The organism is Halostella sp. PRR32, from assembly GCF_034808085.1.
In the GTDB taxonomy this organism is placed as follows: Archaea; Halobacteriota; Halobacteria; order Halobacteriales; family Natronoarchaeaceae; genus Halostella; species Halostella pelagica.
On the sequence record NZ_JAXHGL010000002.1, the window covers coordinates 218,875 to 231,145 of the forward strand.

Annotated in this window: 10 protein-coding genes; 6 read left to right on the forward strand and 4 right to left on the reverse strand. The window is 63.5% G+C overall.

Features of this window, described 5'->3' with window-relative positions; all coding sequences use genetic code 11:
- Positions 1-11 precede the first annotated feature (11 nt).
- Positions 12-1,031 carry an alcohol dehydrogenase catalytic domain-containing protein gene (locus SM753_RS06325; protein WP_323190964.1) on the reverse strand — a complete coding sequence of 340 codons (1,020 nt, stop codon included), beginning with the start codon at positions 1,029-1,031 and terminating at the stop codon, positions 12-14.
- Between the two features lie 331 nt (positions 1,032-1,362).
- Between SM753_RS06325 and SM753_RS06330 the strand changes: the two genes are divergently transcribed.
- The 5 genes from SM753_RS06330 to SM753_RS06350 all read left to right on the forward strand — a co-directional run bounded on the left by SM753_RS06330 (position 1,363) and on the right by SM753_RS06350 (position 6,461).
- Entirely contained in the window at positions 1,363-2,685 is a 1,323-nt protein-coding gene (locus SM753_RS06330; protein ID WP_135536169.1) for an ABC transporter substrate-binding protein, read from the forward strand.
- Positions 2,682-3,695: a sugar ABC transporter permease gene (locus SM753_RS06335; RefSeq protein ID WP_323190965.1), complete on the forward strand. Its 1,014-nt coding sequence runs from the start codon at positions 2,682-2,684 to the stop codon at positions 3,693-3,695. Before SM753_RS06330 ends, SM753_RS06335 begins: the two co-directional genes overlap by 4 nt.
- Positions 3,692-4,552, forward strand: a complete 861-nt coding sequence (locus SM753_RS06340) for a carbohydrate ABC transporter permease (protein ID WP_369335326.1) — start codon at positions 3,692-3,694, stop codon at positions 4,550-4,552. The genes SM753_RS06335 and SM753_RS06340 overlap by 4 nt, the downstream gene beginning before the upstream one ends.
- A 48-nt stretch (positions 4,553-4,600) precedes the next feature.
- Positions 4,601-5,596: a hypothetical protein gene (locus tag SM753_RS06345; protein WP_323190967.1), complete on the forward strand. Its 996-nt coding sequence runs from the start codon at positions 4,601-4,603 to the stop codon at positions 5,594-5,596.
- A gap of 82 nt (positions 5,597-5,678) precedes the next feature.
- Positions 5,679-6,461 carry an IclR family transcriptional regulator gene (locus tag SM753_RS06350; protein WP_135536166.1) on the forward strand — a complete coding sequence of 261 codons (783 nt, stop codon included), beginning with the start codon at positions 5,679-5,681 and terminating at the stop codon, positions 6,459-6,461.
- A gap of 48 nt (positions 6,462-6,509) precedes the next feature.
- Here SM753_RS06350 and SM753_RS06355 read toward each other — a convergent pair whose 3' ends face one another.
- From SM753_RS06355 to SM753_RS06365, 3 genes are all read right to left on the reverse strand, one after another.
- Positions 6,510-6,986: a hypothetical protein gene (locus SM753_RS06355; RefSeq protein ID WP_323190968.1), complete on the reverse strand. Its 477-nt coding sequence runs from the start codon at positions 6,984-6,986 to the stop codon at positions 6,510-6,512.
- A 201-nt stretch (positions 6,987-7,187) separates the two neighbouring features.
- On the reverse strand, positions 7,188-9,179 hold the full coding sequence (locus SM753_RS06360; RefSeq protein WP_323190969.1) for a hypothetical protein: 1,992 nt from the start codon (positions 9,177-9,179) through the stop codon (positions 7,188-7,190).
- 1 nt (position 9,180) lies between these two features.
- Positions 9,181-11,460, reverse strand: a complete 2,280-nt coding sequence (locus SM753_RS06365; RefSeq protein WP_323190970.1) for an ATP-binding protein — start codon at positions 11,458-11,460, stop codon at positions 9,181-9,183.
- A 203-nt stretch (positions 11,461-11,663) separates the two neighbouring features.
- Between SM753_RS06365 and SM753_RS06370 the strand changes: the two genes are divergently transcribed.
- Positions 11,664-12,203 (forward strand): XTP/dITP diphosphatase, encoded by a 540-nt coding sequence (locus SM753_RS06370; protein ID WP_323190971.1) that lies wholly within the window; start codon positions 11,664-11,666, stop codon positions 12,201-12,203.
- Positions 12,204-12,271: the final 68 nt, after the last annotated feature.

A 12,271-nucleotide genomic window follows, 5' to 3' on the forward strand; every position in this document is an offset into this window, starting at 1 on the left:
CGAAACTCCGATCAGGGGCGGAGAACCGCTTTGATCACGCCGTCACGTCGCTCGGTTACCGTCTCGAACGCTTCCTCGTACGCCGCGAGCGGGAACTCGTGAGTGACGATGCCGTCGACGCTCAGGTCCCCTCGGCGGAACAGTTCAGCGCATTCGTCGACGGCGTGGGCGGCGGTCACACCGCCGACTACCTCCAGTTCCTTGGCGACGATGTCGTTCGGATCGACCTCCCGTAGACCGTCGAACACGCCGGTGAGAACCACCGTCCCGCGCTTTCCGGCGGCCTGCAAGCAGGTGTTCACCACGTCGCCGGCACCCGCCGCCTCGACGCAGATGTCCGCGCCGTCGCCGTCGGTGTGGTTCCGGATGGCCTCGACCGGGTCTTCCTCGCGGACGTTGACCGTCCGGACAGCGCCGTAGTCCGCTCCCACGGAGAGCCGTTCGTCGCGGGTGCCGGTGAGAACGATATCTCGGACGCCGCGGGCGCGCAGGAGCTGGACGCCGAACAGGCCGAGCGACCCGGGGCCGAGGACGACGGCGGTGTCTGTCACTGACGTTTCGACGCGTCGAAGCGCGTGCTGGGTACAGCCCGCGGAATCTATCTGCGTCGCGGCGACATCGGAGATGTCGTCCGGCAGGGGCCGAAGCGTCTCCTCGGGGAAGGCTGCGAACTCGCGGTATCCTCCGTCGATCGTAAAGCCGATCTCCTGTAAGTCGCGGCACTGGTAGTAGCGCCCGTCCCGGCAGTGGGTGCAGGTACCGCAGTAGACGAACCCGTGGAGCGAGACGCGGTCGCCGACGGAAAGCGACGTTACGTCGTCGCCCAGTTCGACCACTTCGGCACACACCTCGTGTCCGGGAACCAGCGGATACTCCGTCCACGGCGGCCCCTCGCCGTGGATCAGACCGACATCGCTGCCGCAGATGCCGACGGCACGGACCCGCACCAGAGCCTCGCCCGGTTCCGGTTCCGGCCGGTCGCGGTTTTCCTCCCAGACGGTACCACTCCCATTCGTGACTAGCGCTCGCATTGATTCGGTGTTCCCCGGGTATCAAAATAAACCTGTTGCCCCGGTCAACACTCACTCCACGGTGTCCGTCAGGAAGGCTCGCCGCCGGCCCGGTCGTACTCGACTGGCCGACCAGCAGCCGGAACTGGCGGGCGGACGCAGTCGTCTGGGAGAGCAACTCAGTCGAGCAAGCGACCTCAGCCGACCGGGGGAGTGAACTCAGTCGAACGGAAGAGCGTCCGCCGGTTTGATCAGACGAACGTCGACGGTTGATTGAGCGGCAGTTACTTGCATTCGTTAAAGATTTCTTACGAAACATTTATGAACCGGCCAATGCTCGGTAATTTCTGTCATGGCAGACAGCCATAGCCAGCTAGACGTACATAGTAGTCGGAGAAGCGTGCTGAAAGCGACGGGCCTGACGGGGACAGTCGGACTCGCCGGCTGTCTCGGCGTGCTGGGCGACGGCAACGACGGCGACGTGACGCTCCAGATCCGGCACATGGACGCACCGGGACTCGAAGACCAACTAGACAAACACACCGCGGATTTCGAGGACGAAACCGGGATCGCAGTGGAGTACGAACTCATGGGCTGGGGCGAGGCGTCGGAACAGCAGATGGCGAGCATCACGAGCCAGAGCGGACCGGACGTCGAGGAGATCGCTTCCTCGTGGATCCCTCAGCAGGTCGAAGCGGGCGGCTGGATGGACATGCAGGAGATAGACGGGTATCAGGAACTGGACCCGTTTTTCGACCCTGTCCAGGACGTTGCGATGTACGACGGCAAGCAGATCGGTGTCCCCTGGTACTGGGGACCGCGCGGACATCTTCAGTACGACCCGCTTCTGGAAAATGCTGGCCTCGACGGATCGCCGTCGACGTGGGACGAACTCGCCGACATGAACGAGCAGTTCCAGTCGGAGTATCCGGACAAGAACCTCTTCGGGCTGACCGGCGTCGTGCCGGACCTCGGCCACCACTTCGCGACGCTGACCTGGCAAAACGGCGGTCAACTGCTCTCGGACGATAACTCGGAAGTCACGTTCAATAGCGACGCGGCCGTCGAAGGGATGAACTACTGGGCGAGTCTGATCAGCGAACACGACGCCATCCCGTCTAGTTCCGCCGAGTGGGGACCGAACGAGATCAACAGCGCGTTCATTAACGAGCGGATCGGAAGTCTCTGGGGGTCGCTGACTGCCGTCGAGCGCTTCGAAGAGGAGCGAGACGACGTCTCCCGCGAGGACTTCTCGATCCACGAACTCCCCGCCGGACCGAACGGCGACAGCGCGACGTTTTTCGGCCTCGAACTCGTCGGAATTCACCCCTGGACGGACCACCCCACGGAGGCCGCCAAGTGGGTGAGTTACCTCTCAAAACAGCAGGTCAACGGCGAACTCTCCAAGTCCGTCGGATTCCTGCCGACGCGCGAGGACAGTTTCGAACTGGACATCTACGAGGGACACCTGTACGACAGTTTCCAGGAGGAGATCCTCCCGACCGGGAAAACCTTCCCCGCCGTCCTCGGCTGGGGGCAGGTCGAAGAGTCTATCAACAACGCAGTCGGCGAGATCCTCACGTCCGTCGCCACCGACAACTGGGACGAGAGCGTCACTCGTGAGGAACTCGACGACGCGGCCCAACAGGCCCAGAACGCCCTAGACAATCAATGAGCGAGGGCCCCTCCGACACGACATCGGGACACGCCGTCGGCGATCCGGAAAGCCGTGATACCCACGGGGTGAGCGGATGGATCCGACAACGGACTCGCCTTACCGAGGAGAACAGGTACGCCTACAAGCTCATCCTCCCGGCGATCGCCATGATGTTCATCATCCACTTCGTTCCGATCGTCTGGGGGTTCGCGATCAGCTTCATGGAACTCGACGCGCTGTACATCGCTCGGTGGACGGAAGCGCCGTTCACCGGCCTCAGCAACTACACGCGGGTACTCGACCCGGCGACGATAGTCGGCCAGCGCTACTGGTTCTCGCTCCGCCAGACGCTCATCTTTACCGTCGGGAGCGTCGGCGGTGCCTACGTTCTTGGACTGATCACGGCGCTGATCCTGAACCGCGGGTTCCGGGGGAGCAAGGTGGCCCGAACGCTGATCCTCCTTCCCTGGATATCCCCGATCGTCGTCGTGTTGCTGACTTGGCGGATGATGCTCCTCTCGGACACGGGGATCATCAACCACCTGCTACAGACGGCGGGGATCATCGACGAACCGATCCTCTGGCTGCTCGGAAGCAAGACGATCATCTCGGTGACGCTCACCAACGTCTGGATCTACTTCCCGTGGGCCACGATCATGCTGTTCGCGGGGCTGAAATCGATCCCCAACCAGTTGTACGAGGCGGCATCGATCGACGGTGCCGGTCGGTGGGGGAAGTTCCGCTACGTAACGCTCCCGCAGCTGAAACCGGTGTCGGCTGTCGTCGTGCTGTTGATGGTGCTCTGGTCGATGATCAACTTCACAGTGCCGTTCGTGCTCACCGGTGGCGGGTCTGGCCGACACGGTGAAGTGCTGATGCTGTTCATCTACAACTACGCGTTCCAGAACTACGAGTTCGGGCTGGGTGCGGCGATGAGCGTCGCTCTCTTCCTGGTCGCGATGGTGTTAGCGATGGTTTACTACCGGAGAGTTATCGACGACAGCTTCGGCGGAGGTATCGGCGGATGAAGATGAAAGACGAACACCGGGACATGCTGTTCGACCTGCTGGCCAAGTCGGTACTCGTCTGTATCCTCATCTTCGCGTTGTTCCCGATCTACTGGATGGTCATCACCAGCTTCCGCACCTGGTCGGACGTGACCCAGACCGACCCCAGCCTGCTACCCACGTCGTTTTACTATCAGAACTATCTGGACATGTGGGACCGCTTCCCGCTGATCGACTACTTCGTGAACAGCCTCGTCATCTCGCTGACGACGACGGCACTCGCGCTGTTCATCGGGAGCCTCGCGGCGTACGCGTTCTCCCGCTACGACTTCCCCGGCAAACAGCTGTTCGGCGGCGCGATCCTCGGGACACAGATGATCCCGGGCGTGTTGATCCTGTTGCCGATGTATCTGCTGTTCGTCTGGGTCCAGACGAACGTCGGGATCCCGCTACGGAACACGTATCACGGGATGATCTTCGTGTACACGACGTTTACCGTTCCGTTCGCGATCTGGATGCTTCGAGGCTTCTTCGACACGATCCCCGCGGCACTGGAAGACGCCGCGCGTATCGACGGCTGTACGCGTTTCCAGGCGCTGATACGGATCGTGTTCCCGCTTGCGGCACCGGGTATCGCCGCCACCGGGATGTTCGTGTTCATCGCCGCCTTCAACGAGGTGTTGTTCGCGTCCATCCTGGCGTCCAGCGACGTGACGCCGTTCGCGATCGGGATCACTCGGTTCGAGGCCCGTTCTCAGACCTTCTGGGGACAGATGATGGCCGCTTCGACGGTGGCGACGATCCCGCTGTTGGCGCTTTTCGTCCTCTTCCAGCGGCCGATCGTCGAGGGACTGACGTCGGGGAGCGTGAAGCAGTAGCACACACCGAAAGTTCCTTATCCTCTCTTTGCGTGGCTACTGTTACCGATGGTCGAGACTGGCACTAGTTACTTCGGCGTCCGGAGCGAGAGCCACGTCCGGGAAGACCTGGACCGGTTCCGCGAGCGCGGCCTCGACGCCGTCTTACACACGTTCAGCGAACGCGACCGGGAGTACTATCAGGAGACGATGGCGGATATCGTCTCGGCGAGTCACGAGCGAGGGTTCCGGGTGTACGTCAACCCGTGGGGCGTCGGACGCGTCTTCGGCGGCGAGGCGCTCTCGGAGTTCATCGGCCGTCACCCGGAGGCCTGCCAACAGCTATCGACGGGACAACGCCTTCCGGCGGCGTGTTTCAACCACCCCGAGTTCCGGGAGTACATGCGAGAGTGGTCCCGCGACGCGGTCGCGACCGGCGCTGATGTCGTCTTCTGGGACGAGCCGCACTGGTACATTCCCGAATGGCACGGCGACGAGATACCCCAGGGTGCCTGGACCTGCCGGTGTTCCGCCTGCCAGGACCGATACGAACAGGAGTACGGCGAGGAGATGCCCGCCGAGCGGACCGACTCGGTCGACGAGTTCCGGGAGGAGTCCCTGCTCGATTTCTTCGAGGAGATGACCGGCGTCGTGGCCGCCGAAGGGGCCGAAAACGCCGTCTGCGTTCTTCCCAGCGACGACTGGGACCACGGCCTCTCGGACTGGGACCGACTCGCGGGCCTCGAAGACCTCGACGTGTTCGCGACCGACCCGTACTGGGCGATCCACGACCACGACTGTGCGGAGTTCGTGGCCGACAGCACGGCACGCGTCACCGACCTCGCGGACCGGCACGACCTCGAAAGTCAGATCTGGGTGCAGGGCTTTCGGCTCGACGACGAGGCGGCGACGGTCGAGGACGTGGCGACCGCGACGCGGGCCGCCCTCGACGGCGACGCCGACAGCGTGTTTATGTGGGGGTACGATGCCTGTGAGTCCATCTCAAGTATCGCCTGCGAGGACCCCGAGGCCGTCTGGGAGTCGTATCTGATGGCGCTGCCCTGACTGGATACCGGCCCGTGAGCCCGATAGGTGATCCTGACGGGGGTGGGCAAACTATATTTATTCGGCCACCGACTGCACTGGTATGAACGATTCGCGCGGCGAGACGGTCGACGCGACGCGGACGGCGTTCGACATCGTCGAGACGCTCGCGGCGGTAGACGGCGCGCGACTGACCGACATCGTACAGGAACTCGACCTCCCGAAAAGCACGTGTTACAAGCACCTTCAGACGCTTCGGTCGCTCAACTACGTCTACCGTGACGGCTACGTGTACCACGTCTCCCCCCGTTTCGTCGAGATCGGAAACGCCGTCACGTCGAATCGGCAGGTACCCGAGTTCCGCTCGGAGATAGACCGCCTGGCGGAGATCACACAGGAGGTCGCCGGTGTGTACGTCGAGGTCGGCGGTCTCGGCACCGACGTCTACCAGACCGTCGGAGAGAGCGCCGTGGAGGATATCGGCGAAGTCACGAACAGTGCGTATCTCCACTGCACGGCCCCGGGAAAAGCGATCCTCTCCGGACTCGACGAGGACCGAGTGTCCGAGATAGTCGAGGGACACGGAACGCCGACGTACACCCAAAACACCATCGCGGACGCGGAGGAACTGTTCGACGAACTGTCCCGCATTCGCGAACGCGGCATCGCCTTCGAGCGCGGAGAGCAAGACGAGGCGGTCCGGAGTCTCGCGATGACCGTTCCGGACGCCGTGACCGATAGCAACGTCGCGGTGTACGTGGCCGGGCCGGCAGACCGTATCACCGGCAAGCGCTTCGAGCAGGATTACCCGGGCATCCTCGCCGACATGCTGAACCAGATCGAACGCGACTACGCCGATGAGCAGTTCCCGTCGAGCACTCAGTGAGTCGTCACACGTTCGATCGACGACCGCGGTAGGGGCGAACGCCCCGTTTCAGTCGGGGGTAGAGAGGTCGAATCCAGACGCAAGGTCGTCCGCATAATCGGGGTTTAGCCGGTACTCGTTCTGTTCGCCGGTCCAGCGCTGCTCGTCGACGTCGAACTCGCCGCTGTACTTGCGAGTGAATCCCGCGCGGATCCCGGAAATGCCCTGCGGTCCGCCCGTTTCGACGCCGTACTCGTCGGCCATCCGCTCGCGTACCGCCGCGTTCGTCAGCCAACCGTCGCCGTCGAGCAGGGTTCTGACGTACGCGTCCTGCTTTCGGCTGAGGCGGTCGAAAAAGTTGTCCGGAAGCTCTACAGCGTTTCTATGGTTCGTATCGTCCGCCGCGTCGGGCACATCGACTTCCCGATCCCTGTCGGATTCGGCATCACCGGTCAGAGCGATAGAGACGATTTTAGCCGCCTGCTCCTCCGAAACCTCGCGTTCGAACTCTATCCCTGTTCCAGTTATCGTCACCGTTATGGTCATGTCCAGCTCTTGTCCCTCAAGCTCTTAAAACGTTACAAGAACTCCAGAGTTTCTACAGCCCGTACGCGGAACGTCGCGCCCGGGCGTGTCTCCGCACGGCGTTTCGGCGGATGCCTGATACTGTCGGACAGTAGTCCACGAGAACTGTCGGCACACCGAGGTCTCGACTCTCGTCAGGACGGTCCGTCCGACAGTATGCGCTCAGGTGAGCGGATAGAGGGCACTGGTTTCGTGAGGCGAGTAGACCCCGTCGTCGAGGATCAGAAACGTCTGTTCGTTCGCCAGTAGCCGCTGAAGCTCGGACGCGTGCACGATGAACTCCAGGGTCGTCCCGACCAGCTTTTGGGCCGGATCGGAGATGTCCGGCGACCACAGAAACCCGCCGTCGGGGAGGACCGGATGGCCGGTAACCTTGAACTGGTGCCCGTCGATCGGTTCGATCTCGTAGCCGATGGGGTATATCCCGTCCATCGTCGCGAACGGGGTCAGGCCGTCACCGACGACGATAGGCCCCGTTCCGGACCCTCCGTACCGTCGGGCGTACTGGGCCGCCTGTTCGACTGCCGCGCCGCCGCCGAGGAGTTTGAGGAACGCCTCGCGCCCCGCCGTATCCAACGTCTCCCCGTCGTCGTATCGCCCGACCACCGCGGCGGATCCTCGCTGGACGAGCAAGTCACACGCCTCGACGGACCCGTTCGCGTCCGCGAAGACGATCCGGACGTTCGACTCGGGGATCTCGTCGGGAGCGAGCGTTCCGTCCGCGCAGACGAACCCGTCGTCGTACTCGCCGACGTAGTGGAGGAGGTTGGCGGACGCGGCAAACCGGTCACGGAGTTCCGCCGTCGAGAGGTCGCTGGCGACCGAAACCTCCAGCGACTTGGTGGAACACGTCCGGAGGATATCGCTGAGCCGATCCGCCTGTGAGCCCGAATCTGAGGAGTTGTCGACTACGACGGCCCGAGCGGTATCCTCCGCGCTGACGCCGTATTCAAGCGCGTTCTCGAACCCCTGTCGCCGGGCGCGGAAGGCGTTTGTCGGCGGGTCGTCGTCCGCCCATCCGACAAACGGGAAAGACTCGGTGTCGCGGTCGCGCGCTCCCTCGGACGATCGCGGCGCAGCGTCCGAGAGCATGACCTGTCCCATGTGGGCGAGCACGTACGGCAGGAGTCGCGCGTTGCGGACCGTCGGGGCGACATACGCGCAGTAGTGCCACGGCGGCAGGACCGGTTCGAGTCGCTCGTACGGCAGCGACAGATACGTCCGGAGGCGCTCGTCGATATCCGCACGATACACTCGGTCGAAATCCGGCGGCAGTGACCGCAACACGTCTAACTCGCTGAGTCCGGCCCCCTCGTGTTCGAACTTGACCAGCGTGTCGAGCAGGAACACCCGGCGAAGGAGATCAGCCACCTCGAACTGGAACGTCGGCATCGGCTCGAACTCGTGTGTGAGGTCCACGTCCGGCGCACGCAGGATCGGGGATCCCCGCTCGTCGATAGTCACCTCGGCGTCGAGGTAGTACGCGAGCGGTGCGACGGGGAGTAACGATTCGATACTGTCCGGAACGCGGATCGCTACACTCGTGTCAGGAGCGCTCTCGCGAACTGACTCGGGAATCGCGGTCTCGTCGCCGAACTCGACCCGCGGCGGATGCCGTCGGCTCATCGGACTCGTCACCGTCACACCGCCGGAGGGGTGAGAGACCGAGAGGGCGCTGATAGCCGTCGCGACGCCCGCCGTCGTCCGGGGGACGGTGACAGTCTCGGTCGGGTACTTCGTCATCGACTGGAGGCCAACAGTGACCGCTGTCGGATGCTCGAAGGAGAGGATCGTCCGATTGGCAGAGTCACGGTGGACCGTTGCGGACCCCTCGAAGTTGACGAACACCCGCATGTCCAGGTCGAACAGCACGTTGTACCGACCCCGGTCGAGCGAGATCGATTCCTGGTCGTTGGTGAACTTCTGTCCCTCTATCGGTATCTCGTCGTCCCCGAGTTCCGAGATCCAGGTGTGAGTCCACGGGGGGAAAACGAGCTGGCGCGTCCGGCCCGAGACGGTGGCGTCGACCGGCCGTTCGAACTCGGCCTCGGGGGCCGGCTGGTCCCAGCCGAACAGGTCGACTTCGACCTCGTTACCGCTGACATCCACGCCCCGGATCGTCGTCCCGACCACTGACAGTTCGACTAGATCCACGTCAGATCTCGCCCCCGGACTCGGTGTGGAACTCCAGGCGCGCGCCGCCGGACTCGGATTCGGTTACGCTCGCCGACCAGTCGTGGGCGTTCGCTATCTCCTCGACGATGGCGAGTCCGAACCCAGTGCCGCTGTTCGCGGTGGAATAGCCGTACTCGAACACGGTCTCGCGCTCCGCTTCGGGGATGCCGGGACCGTCGTCTGCGACGTAAAATCCCGCCGTCCCGTCCAGTCCACCGACAGTTACCGTTAGTGTCTCGCCGGCGTGGTCGTCCCCGTCGGCGGAAGGGGAGCCGTCGTCGGCCGCTGTCTGACCGCTCGGGGACCCGTGTTCCACGCTGTTTCTGAAGCAGTTCTCGAACAGTTCCGAGAGTCGGTCCGAGTTGGCCTCTATCGACGGGAGGTCGTCCAGTTGCAGGTCCGCGCCCTCAGTCTCGACGTGCGTCCAGGCCTCGGTCGCAACAGCGCCCACGTCGACCGTCTCCGTTTGACCGATGATCTCCCCCTCACGGGCGAGCGTGAGCAGTTCGCTGACCATCCGGTCCATCCGGTCGAGTTCCTCCGCTGTCTCCTCGGCGTAGGTCATCTCGCCCGAATCCAGCATCGTCTCGACGTAGCCCGTGGCGATAGACAGTGGGTTGCGAAGGTCGTGACTGACGATGCTCGTGAACCGTTCGAGCCGCTCGTTTTTCCGCTCGAGGAGCCGCTCTCGCTCCTTCAGGTCCGCGATATCCGTGTAAATGAGATACCCTTCAGTGCTGTCGGCATCGCTGAACGGGACGTTACGGAGCAGGAACGGGCGGCTACCGTCCACCGTCAACCGTTCGACTTCGCGGTCGAGTTGAGCGCCGGCAGCGATCGATTGGTACTGCTCTGCGGCGCTCTCACTTTCGCTGTCAGGAACGAGTAGGGACTCGACGGGTCGGCCTACCGCGTCGTCCGGGTCGTACCCGAACAGCCTGACGAACGCCGCGTTCACGGCTTCGATCCGGGGAACCCCATCCTCGAGGACGTACCGGACGGCCGCGTCGGGGACGTTCTCGAACAGCGCGGCGAACCGGTCCCGTTCCTGAGTGAGAAGCGATTCGAACTCGACGCGTTCGACGGCGTGCTGGACGTGCGTACAGAGCAACTCCGCCAGTTCGCGGTCCGTCTCGGTGAAGGCGCCGACGTTCGTCGAGATGGCCTGAAAGACGTAGTCGTCGCCCAGCGGAATAGACAGCACCGACTGATAGCTGTCCTCGGTCGGCCGCGCCTCCGGATGGTCGCCGATGTCGTCGACGAGAAACGTCCGCCCCTCGCGGATCGTGCGACCGGCGATCCCGTCGCCCTCGTCCAGCACCTCCGCACCGACCTGGATGTCGGACGTCGCCGCCGCCCGCAGAACGATGCGGCCGTCCGACCGCTCCGAGATCGAACAGGCGTCGAACTGTAGGACGCGGTTAGCCGAATCAACCGCGAGTTCGAGGATCTCTGTCACCGAATCGAGGGTGTCTAACTCCGAGGTGATGTCGTGAAGCCGTTCGACCTTCTCGTTGGTTTCCGCCTCGGACGGTGTCGTCTCCGACACGCGTTCGAGTTCGGTAAACCGGACGAGTCCACCAACGGTGCGCCCGTTTCCCGCGAGTGGCGTCGTGTCGATCCGGTAGAGAGTGTCCTCGATAGAGCGCTGTCGCGACCGCGATTCGCCGTCGAGCGTAGCGCGGTAATCCGATTCGAGGTAGGCTCCGGCCGCCCCGCCGGGGATATCGGTCACCCGCTCGCCCTCCATCAGGACGCTCTCTCCCGCCACGAACGTGTGTCGAAAGTCCTCGTCGAAAACCGCGACGGCGTCGGACTCGTCGAGTCCAGTCAGTGCGCGTAGCGCCGTCGAGCCGTGTCGGTCGACGTGGGGTTCCTCGGCAGAAACGAGAGCATCGATGCGCCGGGCGAGCAGTCGATACGCGTCGTCGGTTCGCTCGCCCCGGCCGGTGACGACGTCGTCAGCGCCGGCGTCGAGCGCTGCTTCGACGGACGTATCACCGTCAGAAAATAACACGACCGGCGTCGTCGGGGCAATCGACCGGAGGTCCGCAACCAGTTCGAGTTCGTCGGACTCAGACCCTCCACTTCCGCAGACGACGCATCCGACGTTCGGTTCTCGTTCGACCGTCGCCCGGGCGTCAGCGACTGTATCAACCGGTATGACCTCCCCGTATCCCAGTTCACCTGTAACGCGCGTCGTCGCGGGGACTGTGATTGCTGGTTCGTCGACGATAACTATCACCGGCGGATCCGTCATTGTGTGTTAATAACACCTCAGAGTAATTATACTGTTGGCTGTGGAGGTACGTTCCGGTAGACTCGCCGAAAGATCCCTGTGAACGTTCAGCAGTGACAGCGCGGTAGCAGGCGTCCGGCTATTTACCGGCGTGGTGGCGAGCATCCGGCGGACACGGGAACCGTACCGACGCCTATTTTCCCGCGGGGTTCGCCTCTCGAAGTATGATCCGGTTCGTCACTGGAAACGAGGGGAAAGTCCACGAGGCGCGCGAGTACCTCGACGAGAGCGTCGAACAGGTCGACTACGACTACACGGAGATCCAGGGAGAACTGAAAGATATCGCCCTATACGGTTCACGGGAGACGTTCGCGGAGACGCCCGGCGACGAGCCGGTTCTGGTCGACGACACGGGACTGTTCGTCGAGGCGCTGTCGGGGTTTCCCGGCCCGTACTCCGCGTTCGTCGAGGACACGCTGGGGATCGAGCGGGTCTGGGAGATCGCACAGCGGGAGGAGAACCGCCGTGCTACGTTCCGAACGGTACTTGCCTACTACGACGGCGAGACGGCCGAGACGTTCGAAGGGAGCGTTCGCGGGCGGATCGTCGCCCCGCGCGGCGACGACGGCTTCGGTTACGACCCCATCTTCGCACACGACGGCCGGACGTTCGCGGAGATGAGTACGGCGGAGAAAAACGCAATCAGCCATCGTGGGCGGGCGTTGGCGAAGTTCGCGGACTGGCTCGCCGAGCGGAACGAGTGATACTGACGGACGGAAGTCAGTGACGAATTTCGCGGGGACGTTCCCGCGAAACATCGGAAACAGGAACG

Excerpts from the sequence above, each read along its gene's own strand:
- SM753_RS06330 (WP_135536169.1), top strand. The coding sequence starts at position 1,363 with ATGGCAGACAGCCATAGCCAGCTAGACGTACATAGTAGTCGGAGAAGC.
- SM753_RS06340 (WP_369335326.1), top strand. The coding sequence starts at position 3,692 with ATGAAGATGAAAGACGAACACCGGGACATGCTGTTCGACCTGCTGGCC.
- SM753_RS06370 (WP_323190971.1), top strand. The coding sequence starts at position 11,664 with ATGATCCGGTTCGTCACTGGAAACGAGGGGAAAGTCCACGAGGCGCGC.
- SM753_RS06355 (WP_323190968.1), bottom strand. The coding sequence starts at position 6,986 with ATGACCATAACGGTGACGATAACTGGAACAGGGATAGAGTTCGAACGC.
- SM753_RS06345 (WP_323190967.1), top strand. The coding sequence starts at position 4,601 with ATGGTCGAGACTGGCACTAGTTACTTCGGCGTCCGGAGCGAGAGCCAC.
- SM753_RS06325 (WP_323190964.1), bottom strand. The coding sequence starts at position 1,031 with ATGCGAGCGCTAGTCACGAATGGGAGTGGTACCGTCTGGGAGGAAAAC.
- SM753_RS06350 (WP_135536166.1), top strand. The coding sequence starts at position 5,679 with ATGAACGATTCGCGCGGCGAGACGGTCGACGCGACGCGGACGGCGTTC.
- SM753_RS06365 (WP_323190970.1), bottom strand. The coding sequence starts at position 11,460 with ATGACGGATCCGCCGGTGATAGTTATCGTCGACGAACCAGCAATCACA.
- SM753_RS06335 (WP_323190965.1), top strand. The coding sequence starts at position 2,682 with ATGAGCGAGGGCCCCTCCGACACGACATCGGGACACGCCGTCGGCGAT.